Below are 21,550 nucleotides of genomic sequence, written 5' to 3'. Positions count from 1 at the left end.
GCTCGTCTTGTGGGGATTCGTCCTTATAATGCGATCGCATTTTCCGCGCCCATCGCCGTATTTGTTAGTGTATTTTTACTCTATCCTTTGGGACAATCTAGCTGGTTCTTCGCTCCTAGTTTGGGAGTAGCCGGAATCTTCCGTTTCATTCTTTTTGTTCAAGGTTTTCATAACTTTACCCTCAATCCTTTCCACATGATGGGAGTAGCGGGAGTACTTGGTGGCGCATTACTTTGTGCAATCCACGGTGCTACAGTAGAAAACACCTTGTTTGAAGATGGCGATGGTTCTGCCAACACTTTCCGTGCTTTTGAACCGACTCAAGCAGAAGAAACCTACAGTATGGTGACTGCAAACCGCTTCTGGTCTCAGATTTTCGGGATTGCTTTTTCCAACAAACGTTGGTTACATTTCTTCATGCTATTTGTCCCTGTAACTGGATTATGGATGGCCAGTATTGGCATTATCGGGATTGCTTTAAACTTACGGGCTTATGACTTTGTCTCTCAAGAATTGAGAGCAGCAGAAGATCCTGAGTTTGAAACTTTCTACACCAAAAATATCTTGTTAAATGAAGGTCTGCGCGCCTGGATGGCGACTCAAGACCAACCACACGAACAATTTGTATTCCCTGAGGAGGTACTACCCCGTGGTAACGCTCTCTAGTCCTTCGTTTGGAGGCGGACGCGATCAAGAGTCCACTGGTTTTGCCTGGTGGGCTGGTAACGCTCGTTTAATTAATCTTTCCGGTAAACTCCTGGGTGCTCATGTCGCCCATGCTGGTTTAATTGTTTTCTGGACTGGAGCAATGACTATTTTCGAAGTCGCTCACTATGTTCCAGAAAAGCCTATGTACGAACAGGGCATGATCTTACTTCCCCACTTAGCAACTCTAGGTTGGGGTGTCGGCCCTGGTGGTGAAGTTATTAGTACTTATCCCTATTTTGTAGTTGGTGTTTTACACCTTATTTCCTCTGCTGTTCTCGGCTTAGGCGGTATTTACCACGCACTTCGTGGTCCTGAAACTTTAGAAGATTATTCTGACTTCTTCTCTCAGGATTGGAAGGACAAAAACCAAATGACCAACATTATTGGTTACCATCTCATTCTCTTAGGATGTGGAGCCTTTTTGTTAGTCTTTAAAGCAATGTTCTTCGGTGGTGTTTATGATACCTGGGCTCCTGGTGGTGGAGACGTTCGTATTATTACTAATCCAACCTTAGATCCTGGTGTGATCTGGGGTTACCTAACCAAAGCTCCTTTTGGTGGTGAAGGTTGGATTATTAGCGTTAATAATATGGAAGACATCATTGGTGGTCATATCTGGATTGGTTTGATTTGCATTTCCGGTGGAGTATGGCATATTTTGACCAAGCCTTTTGGCTGGGCTCGTCGTGCTCTGATCTGGAATGGTGAAGCTTATCTTTCTTATAGTATCGGCGCTGTGTCTTTAATGTCCTTTGTGGCCTCTTGCTATATTTGGTTCAATAATACTGCTTATCCTAGTGAGTTTTATGGGCCAACTAATGCGGAAGCTTCTCAGGCTCAAGCCTTTACTTTTCTAGCTCGTGACCAAAGACTAGGTGCGAACATTGGTTCTTCTCAAGGTCCTACTGGTCTAGGTAAGTATTTAATGCGTTCTCCTACTGGTGAGATTATCCTTGGTGGAGAAACTATGCGTTTCTGGGATTTCCGTGGTCCTTGGTTAGAGCCTCTTCGTGGGCCTAATGGTTTGGATCTTGATAAGGTCAGAAATGACATTCAACCTTGGCAATTGCGTCGTGCTGCTGAGTATATGACTCATGCTCCTAACGCTTCTATTAACGCAGTTGGTGGCATCATTACTGAAGCTAACTCTTTCAACTTCGTTAATATCCGTCAGTGGTTGGCTTCGTTCCAGTTTATTATGGCGTTCTTCTTCCTCGTTGGTCACCTATGGCATGCTGGCCGCGCCCGTGCTGCTGCTGGTGGTTTTGAGAAAGGTATTAACCGCGAAACGGAACCAGTATTAGCTATGCCAGATCTCGATTAATTCTTGGTTAATTTATTTTAATCATCAATTGGGATTGAGCAAATTTGTAAGCCTCTACTTTTTTAGTAGGGGCTTCTCAATTATTTGCCTAACACCTAAATTTTTTCTCTCACAATCATCTTAATCCTGCTAATTCATGATCAAAATGATTTTATGGCATGTATTTAATGTGTTTATTACATAGTGAGTTGCTGTTATGCCCAAAATATTCAACACTGGCAGTTGTGAGGAAAACTTAGCTTTTTAAAAATCACTAAAGATAGACAATAAAATCTATTTTCAAGATCCTGTGACCTATTCCAAAGCAAAATCAGAAACCACAATCATTATCGAAAAAGCAGAACTGGCAGCTCGCAAAAAAGACTGGGGGCAAGTTGCTGATTATCTACAACAAGAACCAGATTTGTCTGGTCGACAAAAGCTTCGGACATCTCTCGATGCCGAGAATTGCTCTCAATCTCTGGATTTGGCGTTGCAAGTTTTATTTTACGGTGATTTTCAAGAGAAATGGGCGATCGCCAAAATTATTCCCCATTTGGGTGAGATTGTAGTTGAGCCATTGGTTGCCATTCTTGAAAATCAGTTGATCGATATTGAGGTGCGCTGGTTTGCGGTGAAGATTCTGGGAAATTTTAAGACGCAAATTGTGGTTATTGCCTTGGCAAATCTGCTGCAAAATACAGAAGAAGAAGAACTAATCGAGATTGCTTCAGAAACCTTGTCTCACCTGGGGGCGATCGCGATTAACGTTTTTGTGACACTACTAGCAGAAGCAAAATATCGTAAATTGGCAGCTCGAGCTTTAGCTTATATTCGTCTTCCTCAAGCCTTGCCTGCGCTATTGAGTTTGGCAGAGGATTCTGATCCAGAGATTCGGGTCATTGTGATCGAGGCGATCGGCTGTTTTCACGATCGCCGAGTGCCTTTTATATTAATTAAAGCTTTAAAAGATCCTGTGGCAGCTGTGAGAAAAGAGGCTGCGATCGCCTTAGGCTTTCGACCCGATCTTTGTATGGAATTAGATTTGGTAAGTCATCTCAAACCTTTACTTTATGATCTAAATCCCCAAGTTTGTCATCAAGCGACAATCACTTTAGGCAGAATGAAACATAGCGCCGCAATTACCGCATTAAACGAGGTTCTATCTTCTCCCCACACGCCGATCGCGTTGAAGTTGGATTTGGTGCGAGCTTTGGGCTGGAGTGAAATTGATCTTGCTCTAGAATATTTACAACAAGCTTTGTTAACGGAAATAGATTTAGTCATTCAAGAAATCATTAGGATTTTGGGCAGGATTTCAGTGGCGAAACTTCAGGAACAAGCGACTAAAATATTGGTTGATTTTTGGCATTCTATTACGGAAAATAATCGCAATCCTGATTTGAAACAAGCCCTGGCAATTTCCCTAGGAGAATTGGGGAAAACCCAGGCGGAGGATGTTTTGCAACAACTAGCCAAAGATGATAATAGTAGAGTTCGGCTACATGCGATCGCAGGACTAAAAAAAATGAAATTGCGCCAAAGCTAAGAAAGATCAGGTATTTCTAACTCAAACTTAAGTCTACAGAAATAATTAGATAGATAGTGGTCGCCTCCTAAAGTTTGTTGGATATTTTTTAGGAGGCTATTTTAGACCTATAAAGTTAAGCGTTAGGCTGAGTCTCGACTTCGGTGGCGCCTTCAACATCTCCGGCAACTTGTGTTGCTTGATCTAAAACGCTTTTGGCATCTTCGTTGTACTTCAATACAACTTTGCTGCCTGCTTGAGCAACCCAAAGTCCGACGTCATCGGAAATATTAGCATCATCTAAAGCCTTCGCAACCCGCTTAGCTAAGCCACTTTCATCAAATTGACCATCTAATCCTACTTTTTCTAGTGGAATAGAATTTTCTTCTGCTGCTGCGGCAACCGATACGCTAGGGGCATCTGCTGCTTTATCTTCTTCTTTTTTGCCGAATAGCTTACCTAGAAAACCCATGAGACTTTTTCTCCTGAATACTTTTGCTAACAAGTGTACAGGTAATTTAGGTCAGATAAAATCTAACAGAAGATATAGCTTTAAAAATTAACCTTTAACTGATAACTGATCACCGTTAACTAATCACTAATAACTACTGTCCTAGTGCTGCGCGAAGATTTCCTTGATGTTCCTCCAATAATTTTTTGCCTTCTTCTGCTCCTACACCAGTCCAATGCATTAACAAAGCCAATTTAACTTTTTGGCCACTACGAAATAAGAGCTTTTCTGCTTCTTGGCGGTTTAAATCAGTGAGATCGTTGATGATTCTCAAAGCGCGATCGCGCAGCTTACTATTCGTAACCGAAACATCGATCATCCGATTACCGTAAACTTTGCCCAAGCGCACCATTACCCCTGTAGAGATAATATTCAAGGCCATTTTCGTCACAGTTCCCGCCTTGAGCCTAGTCGAGCCTGCCAAAATTTCTGGTCCGACAAGTAAGCGAATGTCAATATCTGCTGGCATCGGAACTTGTTCTGCCGAAACACAACTCATGGCAACTGTTTTGGCTCCTCGGGATTGTGCTGCTTTTAAGGCTCCATGAACATAGGGAGTTGTCCCGCCGGCGGTAATACCAATGACAATATCTACATTAGTGATTTTATGAAATGCGATCGCCTGTGCGCCATCTTCGGGCAAATCTTCAAGAGCTTCAGAGCTTTTAACTAGAGCTCCTGCTCCACCAGCAATAATGCCCTGGACTAATTCGGGAGGAGTACAAAAAGTTGGCGGACATTCTGCGGCGTCCAAAACTCCTAAGCGCCCACTGGTTCCTGCTCCCACATAAAATATTCTGCCGCCGCTACTCAGACTTTTGCTAGCAGCATCGATAGTTTGGGCCAAAGATTCCCGAGCATTTGCGATCGCACTTATTGTTTTCGCATCTTCTTTGTTGAACAGATCGACAATCTCTAGGGACGAGATACTATCAAGGTTTTGGCTATTAGGATTAATCTGTTCAGTTAAAAGATGCCCTCGGGACTGTAATTTATCCATAAATTCTTACTAATTCCATTGCCCAAACTTTATCTCATTGCGATCTAAACTGCATAAATACAGAGAGAAAATTAAATTAACCAGGGTTAAATTACGTTAATAGAGATTAGAGGGAAAACATTATTGGCTGCGCTATCATCAGATAAAAACCCAATTAGGATATGGATAGTTTAATCCTAGATTTACAAGCTATCGAATTAAACGACGAGCAATTTTATCAACTTTGCATCAATAATCGTGATTTGTGCTTTGAGAGAAACGCAAATGGAGACTTATTAATCATGTCACCTACTGGTGGAGAGACAGGAAATCGCAATATTGAAATTGCTTATCAATTGCAAGCCTGGAGTCGACACAATAAATCAGGACTTGCTTTTGATTCTTCCACTGGCTTCAAACTTCCTAACGGGGCGAATAGATCTCCTGATGCTTCTTGGATACTATTAGAAAAATGGGATGCGCTAACTAGTGAACAACAGCAGAAATTGATTCCCCTATGTCCAGATTTTGTGATTGAATTGCTATCTCCTAGCGATAAATTGACAGTTACTCAGACAAAAATGCGGGAATATAGGGAAAATGGAACTCGTCTTGGATGGTTAATTAATCGCTGCGCTCAACAAGTTGAAATTTATCGCCCAGGAAAAAATGTTGCCACCTTAGATTCTCCACAAAATTTGTCAGGAGAGAATGTGCTACCTGGGTTTAGTCTAAATCTGGAACCTATTTGGTAAGCATTTTAGCCTTTCGCGATCGTAATAACCTAAAAAAAATCTAACAAATAGCTAACAAATCGAGCTTTTCTGGTAAACCTAGCTTACGAAGCATCATTCAGGAACCAATTTTTAGCTATGACTAAACCTCAATATATCTTAGCCCTCGATCTCGGAACAACAGGCAATCGCGCGATTCTGTTCAATCGAGAAGGCAATATTGTGGGTCAAGCGTATCAAGAATTAACCCAATATTACCCTCAACCAGGATGGCTGGAACATGATGCCCAACAGATTTGGCAGGATACCTATAGTTGCATTCAAAAAGTAATTAGCCAAACTAAAATTACAGCTTCCGAGATCGCCAGTATTGGCTTAACAGTGCAAAGAGAAACCTGTTTACTCTGGGACAAAACCACAGGAGAGCCGTTACATAAGGCTATTGTTTGGCAAGATCGTCGTACGGCGCCTATGTGCGATCGCCTAAAGCAAGAAGGGGCCGCCACCATTGTCCAGATAAAAACAGGATTGATTCTCGATGCTTATTTTTCCGCCACCAAATTATCTTGGTTGATTGATTGGGTCAAAGAGCATAAACCAGATACCAACTGGGATAATGTGATCGCAGGAACAGTCGATAGCTGGGTATTGTGGAATTTAACAGGCAGAAAAGTCCATGGTACAGATCATAGTAATGCCAGTCGTACTATGCTGATGAATTTGGACACAGGAAATTGGGATCAAGAGTTATTAGATCTCTTTAAGGTTCCTGAGTCGATTATGCCCAAGATTCAGACTAGTATGGGTTTATTTGGCACAACAGCTCCCGAATTATTGGGGGCAGAAATTCCTGTGACGGCCATTTTTGGAGATCAGCAATCAGCTTTATTTGCCCATGGATGCGATCGCCCTGGACTATTGAAATGCACCTATGGCACGGGTTGCTTTCTCGTTGCCCAAACAGGAACAGCAGTCACGCGATCGCACAATCAGTTACTTTCAACCACAGCTTGGAGTACTACCAAACAAACTAACTATGCTCTAGAAGGCGCTATCTTTACCACAGGAGCTTGCATTCAATGGTTACGAGACGGTTTAAAGCTAATTGACACTGCGGCGGAAACCGAAGCTTTAGCAATGGCAGTGAACGATACAAATGGCGTTTATTTTGTCCCAGCTTTAAGTGGCTTAGGAGCACCCCATTGGGATATGAATGCGAGAGGAGCTTTTTTGGGTATTACAGGAGGCGTGACCAAAGAACATATGGTCAGAGCAGTCTTAGAGGCGATCGCATATCAAGTGAAAGAAGTTGTAGATGCTGTCAATAAAGACAGTACCGAGCCCGTTTCTCGCCTCAAAGTTGATGGCGGAGCGACTGGGAATAATTTCTTGATGCAGTTTCAGGCCAATGTCTTGGGGGTTCCTATTGAACGACCAGTGATCCTCGATGCCACAGCCCAAGGTGCTGCCTTCGGTGCAGGATTAGCAGTAGGTTTCTGGGATGACTATCAGGCTTTGATCGCAAATCGTCAAATTGACCGTATTTTTGAACCAGATCCAGGAAAAGACCAAGCAGCAGCTAATTTTGCAATTTGGTCAAAAGCTGTAGCAAGAGCAAAGAACTGGATTTAACAAGCAGGACTTCGTCCTTGAAGGCAGAGGGCAGAGGGCAGAGGGAGAAGTTAATGCTCTCACTAAAACTTATCTCTGGGAGCAATATCGCGGATATGGAGATCTCTTTGAGGGAAAGGAATTTCGATATTATTGGCGGCAAAAGCTCGCCAAATTGCTTGATTAATTTCGCTAGTAATTTGTTTGTGGTAGACCGGATTATCTAGCCAAATGGAAAGTTCAAAGTTAATACTAGAGTCACCAAATCCGATAAAAAACACCACTGGTTTAGGCTTTTTGAGCACGTTGGGATTCTCTTTCGCTACTTTGAGTAAAATCTCAATCACAGCGTCAGGTTCACTTTTGTAGCTAACTCCAACAGGAATTAAATTGCGACAAATGCGATCGCTGCCTGTATAGGTGACCACCGACGAAGTTAAAAACTTTTGATTTGGCACAATTTTCTCAACATGATTAAACGTCTGCACAGTTGTGGCACGAATACTCAAACGCTTAACCACAGTCATCTCTCCATCGACCTCCACCACATCTCCAGGCTTTAAAGCTCCTTCAATAAACAGTAAAATACCACTAATAAAGTTGCTCATAATTTCCTGCAAGCTAAAACCAACGCCAACAGACAGACCACCAGTAATTGCCGCCACCGTAGTTGTATTTAAGCCCAATTCACTTAAAACCACGATAATACCGATGATAATTAGAATATAGCGACTCGATGCTAAAACCGCTTCGGCCATTGCCGGCTGAACTTTAGTCCGTTTTGTAATCAAAAGATAAATAAGATCTTGAATTCCTGACAAAAATCCAATCCAAATATAAAGACCAACAATCGCATTAAAAAGAGACCCAATAGTCAGGGTATTTGCAAAAATTGAAATCAAAGTAATATTTTTGAATGCCTCAAGATTAGTCAAATAAGACAAGATTTTAATAACAACATAGATTACAAATAATGGGCTATAAAAACGGTAATGATAGAGACGAATTACCTCTTGATCAAAAAAAGCATAAAGAAGACCCAAAAAAATACGGAAGAAGAACCAAACCCAAAACAAAGTTTCTGCTTCCACTAAAAGGCCCGTTAACGAACCTTGGAATATTAGTATATGTCTGTTAATCCAAAGTACAATCAGACTCAATGAGGGAAACCTTAAATAATTGAGAACCACAAACAAACGACTGGCATGGGATTCTAGAGAATTGGGTAATCGCAATTGTGGTTTTCGAATTCGGGCTTCCACAACTTTTTCCAAAACCCAAGCCAACAAAATCGAGAATAAAATTACTACTAACTGAAATCTGACAGTTGGTCGATCCAAAAAGATCAAAATTTTGGTGAAGAAGTCATAAAGAGAAGTAAGATTTAATTCATCAACAAACACAATTACTCTTCTCCCAATGACATGGCATCTTTTTGAGTTAGACTTTCTTTAATTTCCTGAATTTTCTGCCCAAACTTCTCCGCAGCTTCCATAGGTGCCATTTCTCCTGCCATTACGAGATTATAGTAGAGGTCGCCATGGATCTCATCAGCATCTTCAAACTCATAAACAAATTTTAAGGAGACAGCAACTGCTGTCTTTGATTGAGCTAATAAGACAGCTTGAATCGGAGACAATCTTTTGTCGAGTTGCACTTCACTATTAGCAGGAATTAGCGATTCTGTCTCGACTGCCAATTTTGTTTGCTGTTCCACATTAGTCAAGAAACTGGCAAGTTGTAGCGCCGATTTGGTTGTAGCATTAGAGGATATTCGATTAAACACTATTGCTTTGGTATATAGTGTCGGCCCAGCGGGCTTATGTTTTACCTCGGCAAACTGATTTGCTGCTCCAGGTAAAGTAGTAACCCCAAGCTTATCTGCTCCTAAGATTGCCTTTATATCAGATATGTCATCAGTATCACAAATGTAGTAAGCAAATTGGCCCTCCGTAAATATCTGCTTTAGAGTAGAAGTGTCACTCGATAAAATAAAATTGGGGTTTTTATTCGCATGTCTTAGCCATGCCAACCAATTTCCCCAGGCTTTAGGCTCAAATATGTTATCTACTCCTATGTTGTCCAGTTTTCTATTGTCTGGTTCTGCACGGAAAATTTCGACTCCCCATAAAGTGTCCAAAAAATTCGAAGGCACCGCAATTTGAAGCTTTGATTCAGCGCCGACAATCATTTCGGGCAAGGTTTGCAGTGGTTGCTCAACTTGAGTTTTGTTGTAGCAAAGAGCTTGGGTTGTTAAGACGAAGGGCAAACCATAGAGATTATCGTTCAAGGTGACTTGACTCATTGGTCTTGGTAAATAACTTGATAAGTCGAGATTATATTCATTTAAAGGCTCGATAATATCCTCTTGAATCAGGGGAATTAGCTCTTCAAAGGAGCTAATCATTAAGTCTGGACCCAGCCCTGATCGCGCTTGCAACCTAAACTGGTCTGTTATGGTTTCTTCTGGGAAAAATTCGTCCACAATCTTGATTCTCGGGTATAGCTCTTGATACTGTGCCAAAATACTATTCAAAGTTTGTGCTTCCTTGCCTTCAAAGGAATGCCAAATTAGTAGACGCCCCTGCACTTTCTCATTGGCTTCTAAGATGACACTGCTACAACCCGCAAATAAAAGTGAGATCACGAAAGCTGGGACTATCTTCATCACGCTTAAAAAGATAGCAGAATAACCTTTATGCATTCTCAGTTCATGTTTATTAAGCAATTTTCGCTCTGGGCTAGATGAATTTTCTAAGATCTTATTGAATTTTGGCAACAATTTCCGAGTTTCTGGAAGTATATACGACAAGAAGTAGTTGATTCGTGCCATGGATATTAGTTAATGAAACTTCAGCTCGACAAAATTGATAATCTACAGCAAGCTTTTTAACCAAAAAGCATTAAGCTAATTTATAAGAACATGATTGAATAAAATCTTGAAAATCTATGGCTCGGCTCAGCAGCCTCAAAAAATATCTGCAGCAATCTTGGCAGAGTCTCACTCAAGATTGGCAGGTGTTGCGGGAAGCTCCAATTCCAGCTAGGGAATTAAATCAGACTTTTTTACAGGCATCTTTGCCCAATTTAAATTTTTATTTGCTGCTAGCTTTAGCTGGTGCGATCGCGACTTTTGGTCTACTGACAAATAGTGCGGCAACGATCATCGGAGCTATGATTATTGCACCGCTAATGAATCCGATCGCGAGTCTCGCTTATGCATTGGTGGGGTTAAATTCCCGATTATTAGAAAGAGCTATCTTTACCCTAGTGACGGGGATTATTTTAGTTATTTTCATCGCTTACTTAACTACGAAGTTTCTGGGATTAACCACTGTGGGCTCAGAAATCCTCGGTCGAACTACTCCTAATTCTCTAGATTTAGGGGTCGCCCTGGCCGCAGGAGCCGCTGCCGCCTTTGCAAACACTCGTCGCAGTATTGCCAATGCTTTACCTGGAGTAGCAATCTCTGTTGCCCTGGTTCCACCATTGAGCGTAGTAGGAATTGGTTTGTGCTTGGGGGAATTGGGGACTCAAATTGCTTTATCCAGAGGCGTACAGACAAGTATTGCAGGAGGCTCTTTTCTGCTTTTCGTTACCAATTTAGCAGGAATTGTTTTCAGTGGCAGTTTAGTTTTTTTATTACAAAGATACGGTAGTCTCAAAAAAGCGGCGATCGGGATAATTATCTCTTTGCTCAGTTTATCAATTCTGCTCCAGCCTCTGGGCTTCTCACTGCGACAGCTTTATATAAGGTCAATCACAATGCGCACCGTATTTGAATTGAGAAAAAACCGACCAGATCTGTTTCCAGGGACAGCTAAATTTCGCTCTATACATACTCGATACCAAGAAGATGGACTATTGCATGTCGAGTTAGAAATGGAAGTTCCGCTCCAAGACATCAAGAATGTTCAAGAAAAAATTGAACTAGCGGCTCAAGAAATGTCTAGACAGCTAAAAGAACCCATCATCATAAACCTGGACATAATTCCTTTTCAGCGATTTGAAAGTCAGCCTTAAGCACCCAACAACTGCTAATCGCAGAAATTATAGTCTAGAAATTGCCCCAATATTTTTGCAGTTTTGACCACTAAAGTAGGATTACTATAGTGAAAACTGTTCAACAATGAATCTAATGAAAAAAGCCTTAGTCTGTGGTGTGTCTGGTCAGGATGGTGCATATTTAGCTCAACTTCTCTTAGAAAAAGGTTACAAGGTAATTGGGACATCAAGGGATGCTCAAGTGTCATCTTTTAGTAATTTAATTAGTTTAGGAATCAGCGACAAAATTCAGTACGAATCCTTAGTTCCTACAGACTTTCGGAGTGTTTTACAAGTTATCGTCAAAACTCAACCCGATGAAATCTATAATCTTGCAGGACAAACTTCGGTCGGATTATCTTTCAGCCAGCCCGTGGAAACCCTAGAAAGCATTGCCACAGGAACCTTGAATTTTTTAGAAGCAATTCGTTTTATCAATGCACCGATCAAATTTTACAATGCGGGTTCAAGTGAATGTTTTGGGGATATTGGTGATTATCCTGCTGACGAGGAAACTCCATTTCGCCCCAGAAGTCCCTATGCAGTGGCCAAAGCAACTGCTTTTTGGCAAGTAGCCAACTATCGCGAAGCCTACAATATTTTTGCTTGTTCGGGCATTCTCTTTAATCATGAATCTCCCTTGAGACCGCAAAGATTTGTTACCCAAAAAATTGTTGCTGCTGTGGTGGACATAGCTCAGGGAAGGAGGAAAAAACTTCATCTGGGCAATATTTCAATTAAAAGGGATTGGGGATGGGCTCCTGAATATGTCGAAGCCATGTATTTGATGTTGCAACAAGATCAGCCAGATGATTATGTAATCGCTACAGGAGAAAGTTATTCTTTGGAGGATTTGGTTGCGAGAGCATTTAGTTGTGTTGGGTTAGATTGGCAAGATCTTGTCGTCACAGATTCTAGTTTACTGCGCCCTACAGATCTAGCAGTAAGTAAAGGAAATCCGAGCAAAGCTAAAGAAAAATTGGGCTGGGAAGCTAAATACAAGATGCCAGATGTTATCGCAATGATGGTAAAAGCTTCTTCCGTTAGCAGTTAGCAGTTAGCAGTTACCAGTTATCAGTTTTCAAAAATGTAAAAAACTCGATTAGAGACAAAAAGAGTTAAATAATGTAAACTGCATTACTAAAAATTAAATGTTGGCAAAACTGAAAACTATCGGTTATACCTTGAGTGCTGTTCAGCAAATTTCGCAAATTCCTTGTTCCTTGTGAGCTAATCTTCAATCATTAGAACTCACGAGTATTGCTGGCAATCCGATTATTTTGCTATTGAAATATTTAGAAAATCAATGGTGTTAAAACAAAAACTCACAATCAAACTGCCTCTATTATTTTCTGGTGCCATCTTAGCTAGTTTGATAGCCGCTTCCCCTCTCACTGCCCAAGGTAATCCTGCTATTTCTAGTAATCAGCAGCAAGAATTCCAGGGAAAAGAACTTTATGAATTATTAGAGCAGGGCAAAAAATATGTAGAATTGGAAGAGTTTCAACAAGCATTGTATGTTTACGAATATGCAGCTTTAGTAGAGCAAGAAAATTCCAAGATTTTCTCCGGAATTGGCTATATCCAAGCATTGTTGGGCAACTATTCTGAAGCGGCCCAGGCTTACCAAAAAGCGATCGCATTAGAATCGGACAATCCAGAATTCTACTATGCTTTAGGTTATAGCTTAGGAAATTCAGGCGACAATCTACAAGCAGCATCGGCTTATGAACAGGCGATCCGACTTGCGCCAGAGAATGTGGATAATCATGTGGGCTTAGGAGTAGTTTTACTCCGCAATCAAGAGTATGATCGTGCGATCGATACTTACTATCGCATCATTACTTTAGCCCCTAATAATCAAAAAGCTATAAGTATCTTTTATACAGCTTTATTAAAACAAGAAAGATACCAAGAGGCGATCGCATTTCTCCAAGAAGAAATTGTCAAAGATCCGCAAAATGCCAATCTCAAAATACAATTGGCTACAGCCTTTTTGAATCAGAATGATGTAGAGTCGGGTCTCCAAACACTCCAAAAGGCTGCCAGATTACATCCTCATAACGAAATAATTTATTTTAAAATAGCCACAATTCTTCAGCTCCAGGGAGACTTAGATGGAGCATTAGATTTTTATCAAAGAACTATTAAGCTAAAACCAGATTTTATTGAGGCACAAGTCAATCTAGGCAATATTTTACTGGCCCAGGAAAATTATTTTGAAGCTATTCTCACTTACCGCAAACTCATCGAACTTAAGCCCAAAAATCCTCTTTTTCATCATAATCTAGGTTTATCTTTGCAAGGAAGAGGACGAAATGAAGATGCAATTTTGTCTTTTGAAACAGCTCGGGAGCTGTATAAGCAAGAAGGTCAAGTCGCTAAAGAAGAAGAACTAATTCTTTTAATTGAAAAACTCTAACAAAGTCAGAAGGCAGCTACAGTGCAAAAAACAAGTGCAAAAAATATAGTAGGATGTGCAACTTGCTAGGGATCAATCAGAAACTTAGCTTTTATTAAACAAAATTAATGACTTAGAAAAAGTTGCACACAATAGATGGAGTCTAATAGATGGAGTCTATTTTAAGAAGGTACTCTTCTCATCAATGATTCCCTTCTCTTGTAAGGTGTCATTGATCGCATCCATCATCCCAATATCTTGAGGCGTTGCCTTACCGGTTGTAACCCTACGTAATGACATATAGAAGGTAAGCTCTCCCAATGCATGTTCATCTGATTTGGTACTTTTGTCGATAATGGTTTTTGCATATTGATTAAGTTTATCTTCAATAAATTTTTCCAGAGCCATTTTGTCCTCCTGAGAACTTGAGAATAAAAACTGATTACTATTTAAACCATCCTAAATGATATTACTACTAGTTGATCTTTACCTCTAAAACCTTATGATTCTTTAAGTTTCATATCTGTAGCAATGTTTAATAATAATATTCGTTCTGCTTTACTCAGACTTGATGGCGCGAGTTATAAAGCCTATAAAGAGATAAAAGGAAGCTACCAAGTTCCCAATTTCACCTTGATTATTGACTATGTTCAAGGAGATCCTTTTGCTTCTCCTAGTAAATTCCGGGTGCGAATTCCTCAGAAGATCGCCCAATTTCCTCTGCAATTATACAAATCCCCCAGCCGAGAAATTGCTCTACGAGATTATCTAACCCGCCAATTTCATTTAGTTGCCAATCAAATAAGTTTGCGACGCGGCACAGGGAAAAGTGGCTTAATAGCAATTTCCACTCCACAACAAGAAGTTCTGGCTAGAACCTCCGCTTTTATTGATAAAAATTTCCTAGAAGTTCGCTTTGTCGTCGGTCTTCCAGCAAAAGGAAGAAGAATATTAGGCAGACAAGCAGCAGCTATGTTGTGTGAAGATATTCCAACTATTGTCGAAAAAGCTTTGTTGTATAATTCTCTCGATGCCCAAGCTATTCAAGAGCAGGTAGAAACGGTCGAAGATGCAGATTGGATTCGTCAGGAATTACCTAACAGAAACCTAACCTCTTTTATCCCCAATGGAGCAGTTTTGCCTCGTCGTAGTGGAGTAGATAATCGTCCTTTAGCAGAAAATGCGATCGCGTTTCAGTCGCCACCCTCTTTAGAAGTCGAGTTCGATTGTCCGAACCGAGGCCATATTAGAGGCATGGGGATTCCGGAAGGAATTACTCTGATTGTCGGTGGGGGCTATCATGGCAAATCCACTTTACTTCAAGCTATTGAACTGGGGGTTTATAATCAAATTCCTGGAGATGGACGAGAATTGGTAGTTACCAATCCTAATGCAGTAAAAATTCGCGCAGAAGATGGAAGAAGCATCGCGGGAGTTAACATTTCTCCTTTTATCAATCATTTACCTGGAGGCAAATCAACTACTAATTTTTCCACACCTAATGCCAGTGGCAGTACTTCTCAGGCAGCTAATATCATCGAAGCTTTAGAAGCCAATGCCCAGTTATTATTGATAGACGAAGATACCTCGGCGACTAATTTCACGATACGCGATCGCCGAATGCAACTTCTGATTGCTAAAGAGCAAGAACCGATTACACCTTTTATCGACAAAGTACGCCAACTATATAACGATTATGGGGTATCTACTATTCTTGTGATGGGAGGCAGTGGCGATTATTTTGAAGTTGCGGAGACAGTGATTGCCATGAATAATTATCAACCCTATGAAGTCACTGCACGGGCCAAGGCGATCGCCAAAAACTATCCGAGTAATCGTCATACCGAAGGAGGAACTACTTTTGGAGAAATTACGCCCAGAGTTCCTGTCAAGAGTAGCATCGACCCCAGTAGTCATAAAAAAGCAGTCAACCTCAAAGCTAGAGATTTAAATAACATCACTTTTGGCACAGCAAATATTGATGTCGCAGCGGTAGAGCAAATTATTGACCCAGACCAGTTGAGAGCGATCGCTCATGCCCTTGTATATACTACAAATCATTATCTAGATCGGCCCATTACAATACCTGAGATTTTAGATTTAGTAATGGAAGATATTGCCAAACAAGGCTTGGATATTCTGACAGATTTTACCTCAGGAGATTTGGCCTTATTTCGTCGTTTTGAATTCGCCGCAGCTCTCAATCGCCTACGAACTCTGGGAATAATTTCAGAAAAATCATAGTGAATTTTTAGCAAATTTGGGGAACTTTATAACTGTGATGCCAATCAGGGTAGATAAGCAGGTGTATATGTTACAATCGGAAGTATTTGGGATATTTTTGGCCCCTAAGCCCATAAAAAGAATAGTTCGGCAAGAATACTTATTACTCAAGGTAATTATTGGCTTGTTACTCTTGACCGGTTTGTCACCTCAATCATTGCAAGCCCAAGAATCATTTCAACCTCAAGAAATAGATATCCCAGAGCAAGACCCTGAATCAGCTCCCACCGACGAATCAATTCTCGAAGTGGCCGACTCGGAAACCTCAGACCCAGAGGAGGAGCTTGTTTCAACTTCTGGTAATGTCGGCGATATTCCAGAACAAATTATTGTCAATCGTTTTGAAGTCGTTGGTAACAGTATTTTCCCGCCTGAACAGATCGATGTGATCCTAGCCGCATATCAAGATCGTCCCTTATCTCTAGCCGAACTATTTGAAGCCCGTAGTGCTATCACCAAACTTTACACCGAACAAGGCTATGTCAATTCAGGAGCTTATCTTCCCCCGCAAGAACTCGATAATGGGACTGTAAAAATTGCCGTATTAGAAGGAACTCTTGAAGACATTAAGATTAGCGGGGTCAAACGCTTAAATGATAGCTATGTGCGCAGTCGTATCGAACGCTATAGTACAGCCCCCATTAACGTAGATGAACTATTAGAGGCTCTCCAACTATTGCGTCTTGATCCTCTTATTGAAAATGTTTCTGCTGAATTGTCTGCGGGGATTAATCCTGGGACAAGTTTGTTAGAGATAGAAGTCGAAGAAGCCGATAACTTTACTATTCGCACTCAATTTGACAACCAAAGGTCACCAAGTGTCGGCACAAATCGTCGTGGTGCAGGGCTGGAGCATTCTAATTTATTAGGTTTTGGCGATCGCATAACCTTTGACTATATCAACACCGAAGGCAGTGACGATCTTGATTTTTCCTATGCCCTCCCGATCAATTCTAAGAATGGAACCCTGCGTCTAGCCTATGGAATTAGTAGTAACGATGTCATCGAAGATCCTTTTACGCCCCTTGATATCGAAACGGAATCGGAATATTTGGAGTTTGGTTATCGCCAACCTTTAATCAACACTCCCCAGCGTGAATTTGTCTTGGGTCTAAATTTTTCCTATCAAGATAGCAAAACAAAGCTTCTTGATGAGCCTTTTCGTCTTTCTCCCGGTGCGGATGAAGATGGCAACACTCGAATTAGTGCCTTAAGATTCTTCCAGGAATATGTGAATCGTAATGAACAACAGGTTTTAGCTTTGCGATCGCAATTTAGTTTTGGCATAGATGTTTTGGATGCAACTATCAACAATGATCAACCAGACAGTCTATTTCTCGCTTGGCGCGGACAAAGTCAATGGATACGGCGTTTGGATGAAGATTTTCTGTTAGTGTTACGGGGAGATCTACAAGTATCAACTACCGATTTAGTTCCCGTAGAGCAGTTTCGCATTGGGGGCGGCAATAGTGTCCGTGGTTACCGGCAGGATTTTGCTCTAGCAGATAGTGGTTTAACAGCAGGTGCCGAAATGCGCATTCCTCTATTGCGGGTGCGGAAATTAGATGGTATTTTTCATCTAACCCCGTTCGTTGATTTGGGTAGCATTTGGAATACCAGTGATGTGGAAATTGACACTGACTTTCTGGCTTCGGTCGGACTAGGATTAAATTTTAGTACGGGCACAGGTTTAAATGCTCGTATCGATTGGGGTATTCCTTTAGTAACTGTGGATAAACGAGGCGATTCTTTGCAAGAAGATGGAATTCATTTTTCCCTTGATTTTGGTTTCTAACAATCTCTTGAGACTAAATCAAATTAGGAATTTCTGCAGGTTTTTTAGCAATTTTGATCCCTGCTTTTTTTAGTATATTACTAATTTTTACATAGGTATTCTTCGCAGGCATTGTATGGGATAAATTATGACTCAAGATTTCTGTTGCAGCTTTAAAAGTTCTTTTTCCTAAAGTTTTAGAACCCACAAGATAGACAATGATAGGTTTGCTAGTATTTTTTTGAAAAGATTTGACAACAGATGTTTCAAAATTACTGAGCTTTTCGATCCAGATAATTGTTTGAGTATTAATATCCTGATCTAGTATTTTTATCCATTGGTCAATATCGGAAGCAATTATTCTTTCCTGCCCCAAACCAATGGCCATAGACTGACCAAAATCAGCAAGATTTAACTCCCTAGCCACTTCATAGATAAGATATTCACTATAGCTAATGATACTTGTTGAACCAGGTCGAAAATGTTGAGTCTGGAAATTCCCCCAAGATATTTTTTCAGGAATAATAAGTCCAGGAGTACTAGGGCCCAAAATAGACACCTGATGATTTTCGGCATGGATTATGAGTTTGATAATATCTAAAGGAGGAATATTTTTTGTCAAAATAATTAAGTTTTTAATCCCACAAGCGATCGCTTCTTTAGCAGCATCTAATACATCATAGGGCTCAACATCAATTAAAGAAGTAGTAACTTCTCCTACTACCGATAAAGCATCTTCGACCAAATCAAAGATCGGAATCTCTTCTCCCAATTCAATAAGCTCATCACTTATGCCAACCCCCGCCACAATATTAGTGCCATAGGCTTTCATTGCCAAAGCCTTACCGAAAACTTGAGGTTTAACAATACCTTGAACAATAACTTGACCGTCAAAATTCCAATTTATACTCACTTATTTTACTTATTACTTATTACTTATTACTTATTACTCATTACTTATTACTTATTACTTATACTTTAGATATTACCTCTTCAAGATTGTCGGTCCAATAAATACCAGTAGCTTTAAACTCTTCTTGATAATATCGGATGTCTTCATCCAGTAAACGAACAACAAATTTAACCAAAGGCAATTCTGGGGCAGTACTAATGACATCTTTATTTTGATCTTTTTTGGCAGTCCCATCTTCTAAGGAAATGGGCATTTCAGAATGATTGATAGAATGATAGTAATCAAAAATGGTTTTTGCGATCGCCTTATTGCTATATTCAGGTAACCAAAAATTAATTAAGACAGTGTCAATATTCTCGAATGATTGTAATTGATTTAAAATACCTTTTAACTCACCACAAAAAATTTGAGTTTCTTCATTGTCATTTTGTAGAGCATAATCAAAAACGATGCCAAAAGCCGGCTTCTTTTTGGCTTGGCTAATTAAATCCCACCCGAGAATAGCCAGCTCAACATCATTAGTCAGAATCGCAATTTTTCCCTGGGGATTTTGCCAATCCAAACATTGAATCTTACTAGTATTTTTGTCGTCATTATTGGCTCTTCCCGAGGGCGAAGTAGCTGGAGATCGCAATTGTTTATTAGGTTCAACAGTCACTGATTTACTCAAAGTGACAATTTCAGGATGTCTTGACAAAGCATTATCATTAATGGTCATTTTGCCGTCTAGTGCCATTAACTGACCTTGGCTATTGACGCCTAAAGGATTGATTTCTACTAGCGCCAAATCCTTCGACTGAAATAAGCTATACATTTTTTCAATAATTTTACTTACCGACAATAGCAAATTACCTGAAAGATTCATGCGAGAAGCCAAACGACGAGCATAGAAAAGCGAAAATTCTGTTTCGATTACTACTTGCTGTAGATTGCTTAGTAATAGCTTGACATCCATCCCTCCAGATGAGGAGCCAAGAAGCACAGGACGTTTTAGTTGATAATCTAATGCGATCGCCAAAAACAGCTCCCGGTGAGCATCATAGCGAGCTTCTGCCAAAATGACATCTGGATATTCGCCCAAGATTGCTAAATTAAAAATATTGCGCGCAGCGGCGATCGCATCAATCGTATTTTCTACGAATTTAACTCCCCCAGCTTTTCCGCGACCGCCAGCTCTAACTTGAGACTTTAAGACCACAGGATAAGGGATTTGTAATTGTTTAATTTGTCTAGGATCTTTGATCGTTTGAGAAGGCAAGATGGGAATGCCTACCTGACGAAATAATTTTTTGGCTTGATATTCCAGTAGATCCATAGGATATTTCTAAAAAAATTATCAATTTGATAGAGTCTATTCGTCCCAAGTTAACATTGGACATTGATTATGGATTTCAACATCAAATATATAGTCTATCAATTTAACACAGAGCAAAATCTTGTTATGATTGTTTCTAGCCACAACAATCGTCGGTCTCAAATTTAATTGCTAGTAGTCTACAACCATGGAAGGAGAATGGAAAAAGCTTTAATCATTATTAACGCCGAAGTCAGCGAAGAAGGCAAAATAATTTCCGCATCACCAGTAACAGAAAGAATGGTCATTGCACTGAAAAGAGGAATCCATGCAAACTCTCCAAATGCCATAATTGAAACTGTTTCTGCTGGTTCTTTCTCCTCGAAAAATAATAAAATAGCTTACAAAGAATCCAATATTACTTACTGTCCCCTCACTATTCAGTTACCAGAATATTGTAATTTTCCAGGCAAAGAAATTTATACCGCTTGCAAAAATCTACATCGTTGTCGCAATTGGGTCGAAAAGAATCTAGGCTACAAAACCAGTGTCGGGGATTCCGGCCTAGGAAACCTCTGGCTACCTATTTTGGTGAGCGATCAAGGTCTTCTATTTGCTGAGATTATTGGCGAAGGAGCAATCCCCAATTATTACGAACAACCAATCGATTTTCCCTCTAGCAAACGTCAACATCTTCACAAATTAGCATCCAACCTTTTGGCAAATCTTTCAGCCACTCCCTCTGTTTATCTACTGCAATTCAGTTTGCATGAGCAGGAAATTATTTTTGACCGTTTATGGCCTTTTCCCGCAGCACCAGCATTGGCTAGTTTCCGCAGTCAAAAAGCAGATTTATTCGATCATCATTGGCGTTGTCTAACTGGTAAGGCAATCTTGAAATCAGATGATCTAAAATCTAAAATGACAATCTTATAATCGGATTACTTCAACTCTTGGAGGATTTATTAATAAGGATTTTTGACAAAAAAAATCGGGAAAACCCAACAGACAACATAACCATAAAGGCTAGGCCAATTGTTTAGTTTTCCCCAAATATTCAATCAATCAACAAGTTTAATTATTCCTTGAAAAGAACTAATTATCCTAGGAAAGAGAGTTGATGACATAGTCAAGAAGAGCATTGTACTCAAGTAGAGCTTGAGCAGACATGTCACGAGGTGCACAACCACGGTTACGAGCATAGCTAAGAGCTTCTACATAAGGAGCAGTGGGAAGACCTAATGCACGGTATACTTCACGCTGTCCAGCAATTCCCCATTCGTCAAGAGGACCAGTTCCACCAACTACCAAAGAATAGTTGATTAAACGTAGATAGTGTTTAACATCACGAAGACATTTGTCTTTGAAAGTTTGAGTGGAGTTAGCTTGTCCAGCATCGTTCAAGTAGGAATATTTTTTGATGCAAGCGTTATAAGCTTCTTGAGCTACATTGTCGATGTTGCCAGC

The 21,550-nt window shown here is 40.3% G+C and carries 18 protein-coding genes and 1 pseudogene; 11 read left to right on the top strand and 8 right to left on the bottom strand.

The annotated features are described in order from the left end of the window. From XEN7305_RS05815 to XEN7305_RS05805, 3 genes and pseudogenes are all read left to right on the top strand, one after another. Positions 1 to 666, top strand: a pseudogene (locus XEN7305_RS05815) (photosystem II D2 protein (photosystem q(a) protein)); the annotation flags it as partial. Continuing rightward, positions 650 to 2,032, top strand: coding sequence for a photosystem II reaction center protein CP43 (gene psbC / locus XEN7305_RS05810; protein WP_006508429.1), 1,383 nt, complete (start codon positions 650 to 652; stop codon positions 2,030 to 2,032). The pseudogene XEN7305_RS05815 and the gene psbC, both read left to right, overlap by 17 nt. 289 nt (positions 2,033 to 2,321) lie before the next feature. Then, positions 2,322 to 3,560 (top strand): HEAT repeat domain-containing protein, encoded by a 1,239-nt coding sequence (locus XEN7305_RS05805; protein WP_006508428.1) that lies wholly within the window; start codon positions 2,322 to 2,324, stop codon positions 3,558 to 3,560. Positions 3,561 to 3,675: 115 nt separating this feature from the next. Here XEN7305_RS05805 and XEN7305_RS05800 read toward each other — a convergent pair whose 3' ends face one another. Beyond that, positions 3,676 to 4,011, bottom strand: coding sequence for a hypothetical protein (locus tag XEN7305_RS05800; protein WP_006508427.1), 336 nt, complete (start codon positions 4,009 to 4,011; stop codon positions 3,676 to 3,678). 133 nt (positions 4,012 to 4,144) lie between these two features. After that, positions 4,145 to 5,050, bottom strand: coding sequence for an N-acetylmuramic acid 6-phosphate etherase (gene murQ, locus XEN7305_RS05795; protein WP_006508426.1), 906 nt, complete (start codon positions 5,048 to 5,050; stop codon positions 4,145 to 4,147). A gap of 161 nt (positions 5,051 to 5,211) precedes the next feature. On the opposite strand from murQ, the gene XEN7305_RS05790 reads away from it, so the two are divergent. Together XEN7305_RS05790 and glpK are read left to right on the top strand one after the other, a co-directional pair. After that, positions 5,212 to 5,784: a Uma2 family endonuclease gene (locus tag XEN7305_RS05790; protein ID WP_006508425.1), complete on the top strand. Its 573-nt coding sequence runs from the start codon at positions 5,212 to 5,214 to the stop codon at positions 5,782 to 5,784. Between the two features lie 117 nt (positions 5,785 to 5,901). Beyond that, positions 5,902 to 7,395: a glycerol kinase GlpK gene (gene glpK / locus XEN7305_RS05785; protein WP_006508424.1), complete on the top strand. Its 1,494-nt coding sequence runs from the start codon at positions 5,902 to 5,904 to the stop codon at positions 7,393 to 7,395. A gap of 62 nt (positions 7,396 to 7,457) precedes the next feature. Here the strand turns inward: glpK and XEN7305_RS05780 are convergent, their stop codons facing one another. Further along, positions 7,458 to 8,777 (bottom strand): mechanosensitive ion channel family protein, encoded by a 1,320-nt coding sequence (locus XEN7305_RS05780; protein ID WP_006508423.1) that lies wholly within the window; start codon positions 8,775 to 8,777, stop codon positions 7,458 to 7,460. Positions 8,778 to 8,779: 2 nt separating this feature from the next. After that, positions 8,780 to 10,042: an extracellular solute-binding protein gene (locus XEN7305_RS05775; RefSeq protein ID WP_158500380.1), complete on the bottom strand. Its 1,263-nt coding sequence runs from the start codon at positions 10,040 to 10,042 to the stop codon at positions 8,780 to 8,782. Between the two features lie 281 nt (positions 10,043 to 10,323). On the opposite strand from XEN7305_RS05775, the gene XEN7305_RS05770 reads away from it, so the two are divergent. From XEN7305_RS05770 to XEN7305_RS05760, 3 genes are all read left to right on the top strand, one after another. Continuing rightward, positions 10,324 to 11,397, top strand: a complete 1,074-nt coding sequence (locus XEN7305_RS05770) for a DUF389 domain-containing protein (RefSeq protein ID WP_006508421.1) — start codon at positions 10,324 to 10,326, stop codon at positions 11,395 to 11,397. A 115-nt stretch (positions 11,398 to 11,512) separates the two neighbouring features. Then, positions 11,513 to 12,472, top strand: coding sequence for a GDP-mannose 4,6-dehydratase (locus XEN7305_RS05765; RefSeq protein WP_006508420.1), 960 nt, complete (start codon positions 11,513 to 11,515; stop codon positions 12,470 to 12,472). A gap of 252 nt (positions 12,473 to 12,724) precedes the next feature. Beyond that, a complete protein-coding gene (locus XEN7305_RS05760; RefSeq protein WP_006508419.1) occupies positions 12,725 to 13,840 on the top strand; it encodes a tetratricopeptide repeat protein in 1,116 nt (371 codons plus the stop codon). Positions 13,841 to 13,996: 156 nt separating this feature from the next. Here the strand turns inward: XEN7305_RS05760 and XEN7305_RS05755 are convergent, their stop codons facing one another. Then, positions 13,997 to 14,227, bottom strand: coding sequence for a hypothetical protein (locus XEN7305_RS05755; RefSeq protein ID WP_006508418.1), 231 nt, complete (start codon positions 14,225 to 14,227; stop codon positions 13,997 to 13,999). A gap of 123 nt (positions 14,228 to 14,350) precedes the next feature. Between XEN7305_RS05755 and XEN7305_RS05750 the strand changes: the two genes are divergently transcribed. Together XEN7305_RS05750 and XEN7305_RS05745 are read left to right on the top strand one after the other, a co-directional pair. Further along, on the top strand, positions 14,351 to 16,063 hold the full coding sequence (locus XEN7305_RS05750; protein ID WP_006508417.1) for an ABC-ATPase domain-containing protein: 1,713 nt from the start codon (positions 14,351 to 14,353) through the stop codon (positions 16,061 to 16,063). A 67-nt stretch (positions 16,064 to 16,130) separates the two neighbouring features. Then, the gene (locus tag XEN7305_RS05745) at positions 16,131 to 17,897 is read left to right on the top strand and encodes a ShlB/FhaC/HecB family hemolysin secretion/activation protein (RefSeq protein ID WP_238568939.1); all 1,767 of its coding nucleotides are present in this window, start codon (positions 16,131 to 16,133) and stop codon (positions 17,895 to 17,897) included. A 13-nt stretch (positions 17,898 to 17,910) separates the two neighbouring features. On the opposite strand, the gene XEN7305_RS05740 is transcribed toward XEN7305_RS05745, so the two are convergent. Both XEN7305_RS05740 and XEN7305_RS05735 read right to left on the bottom strand, forming a co-directional pair. Beyond that, positions 17,911 to 18,789 (bottom strand): succinyl-CoA synthetase, alpha subunit, encoded by an 879-nt coding sequence (locus XEN7305_RS05740; RefSeq protein WP_006508415.1) that lies wholly within the window; start codon positions 18,787 to 18,789, stop codon positions 17,911 to 17,913. Between the two features lie 58 nt (positions 18,790 to 18,847). Beyond that, positions 18,848 to 20,104: an ATP-grasp domain-containing protein gene (locus tag XEN7305_RS05735; protein ID WP_006508414.1), complete on the bottom strand. Its 1,257-nt coding sequence runs from the start codon at positions 20,102 to 20,104 to the stop codon at positions 18,848 to 18,850. A gap of 198 nt (positions 20,105 to 20,302) precedes the next feature. Here XEN7305_RS05735 and XEN7305_RS05730 point away from each other — a divergent pair, with 198 nt between their 5' ends. Beyond that, positions 20,303 to 21,019: a hypothetical protein gene (locus XEN7305_RS05730; RefSeq protein WP_006508413.1), complete on the top strand. Its 717-nt coding sequence runs from the start codon at positions 20,303 to 20,305 to the stop codon at positions 21,017 to 21,019. A 168-nt stretch (positions 21,020 to 21,187) separates the two neighbouring features. Here XEN7305_RS05730 and XEN7305_RS05725 read toward each other — a convergent pair. Then, a partial coding sequence (locus XEN7305_RS05725) for a phycobilisome protein (protein WP_006508412.1) occupies positions 21,188 to 21,550 on the bottom strand: 363 nt, incomplete at its 5' end.

The organism is Xenococcus sp. PCC 7305, assembly GCF_000332055.1.
Taxonomy (GTDB): Bacteria; Cyanobacteriota; Cyanobacteriia; order Cyanobacteriales; family Xenococcaceae; genus Xenococcus.
The sequence above is the reverse complement of the archived record's forward strand: the minus strand, read 5'-3'. Positions and strand labels throughout refer to the sequence as shown.